Below are 1579 nucleotides of genomic sequence, written 5' to 3' on the forward strand. Positions count from 1 at the left end.
TGTGAATCGAGTTCGGGCGGGTCTGTCCGCAGAACAGCAGCCGCCCGGCGGCGTCGGTGATCACTAACGCCTTGACCGTGTTGGCGCGCGCCTTGCCCGAGACGAACCGCTGCCGGCCGACCCGACCGGCGGCCGGGCGGCGCACCCGGACCTCGGTGGCATCCAGCAGGCCGAACTGCCCGCTGGCACCCAGATGGGCGACCACATCGGCCAGGGTGCGCAGCCGGAGCCCGCCTTCGACGGTGCAGCCGCGCCCGGCCAGCAGCGGGCGGACCTCCCCGACGGCCCGGGTGATCGTGGAGCGAGACACTCCGAACCAGCAGGCCAGCACATCGTGGGTGACTCGTGGCGCAGGTGCACCAGGGTGGCCAGCAACCGGTCAACAAATACCAGCCGGTGCTTTGCACCGGCGCCGACCGCCCGCCGGCGCGGCCGATCGGCCAATCGTGCGTCCTGGCGCGCCTGCCAGCGCGGCCCCAGCTCGGCGACCAGCTCAGCGAGGACCAACGGGGACAGCCCCGTCACCCGCTGATCGGCAACAGCAGCGGCACGCGCCAACGTCCTCGACACACCACGACCCTGCCCCGTCCGTCACGAGCAAGGCGTCCCGCTAACCGTGCACGAGGTCGTAAGAAGACGTTGCATTAGTTGGTAGCTAGACGAGTAAGAAGACGTTGCGGAAGTAGGCCCTCGGGCTCTGTCGGCCGACGGCGGGTCGGCGCAGGGTGCGGGGCATGTCATCGCCGGCGTCTTCCCCGCCGCCGCGGCTGATCAGTGACGAGCTGTGGGCGCTGGTCGAGCCGCTGATCCCACCGCCCAAGCCGGCCGTGCACGGCCGCACCGGGCGGCCACGAACCTCCGATCGGGATGTGCTCGAGGGCATCGCCTTCGTGCTGTCCACCGGCATCGGCTGGGCCAAGCTGCCCACCGAGCTCGGCTATGGCTCGGGCTGGACCTGCTGGCGGCGGATGCACGAGTGGGCCGAGGCGGGCGTCTTCGACCGACTGCACACCGCAGTCCTCAACCAGCTCGGTGAGCAAGGCCGACTGATCTGGTCTCGGACGAGCCTGGACTCGGTCAGCGTCCGAGCGAAAAGGGGGGTGCACTGACCGGGCCGAACCCCACCGACCGGGGCAAGGCCGGCAGCAAGTACCACCTGCTCGTCGACGCGCATGGGCTGCCGCTCAACGTGCTCGTCTCCGGCGCCAACCGGCACGACAGCATGCTCGTCGAGCCGCTCCTGGACTCCATGCCGGCGATCCGCCGCGGCGGCCGCGGCCACCCGCGGCGCCGGCCGGTCAAGCTGCACGCCGACAAGGGCTATGACAACCCGCGGGTCCGCCGCTACCTGCGCCGGCGTGGGATCACCGCCCGGATCGCACGGATCGGCCGGGATTCCAGTGCCCGCCTGGGCCGTCACCGCTGGGTCGTCGAACGCACCCTGGGCTGGCTGCCGTCCTACAAACGCCTGGCCCTGCGCTACGACCGCACCGCCACGACGATCACCTCGCTGGTCCGGCTCGCGGTCACCCTCATCTGCGCCCGACGCCTACCAACGAACTAATGCAACGTCTTCTAA

General features: G+C 70.7%; 1 protein-coding gene and 1 pseudogene. One reads left to right on the forward strand and one right to left on the reverse strand.

Going from position 1 to position 1579, the window contains the following annotated elements:
- Window positions 1–310: pseudogene (locus ABQ292_RS26460) on the reverse strand (transposase family protein); the annotation flags it as partial.
- A gap of 424 nt (window positions 311–734) precedes the next feature.
- Between ABQ292_RS26460 and ABQ292_RS26465 the strand changes: the two are divergent.
- Window positions 735–1564, forward strand: a protein-coding gene (locus tag ABQ292_RS26465) for an IS5 family transposase (protein ID WP_438940642.1) whose coding sequence is annotated in 2 segments (ribosomal slippage) — window positions 735–1091 and window positions 1094–1564 — 828 coding nt in all. Because the reading frame shifts where the segments join, the coding sequence is not laid out codon by codon here.
- Window positions 1565–1579: the final 15 nt, after the last annotated feature.

It is taken from the genome of Geodermatophilus maliterrae (assembly GCF_041018925.1).
GTDB classification, from domain to species: domain Bacteria; phylum Actinomycetota; class Actinomycetes; order Mycobacteriales; family Geodermatophilaceae; genus Geodermatophilus; species Geodermatophilus maliterrae.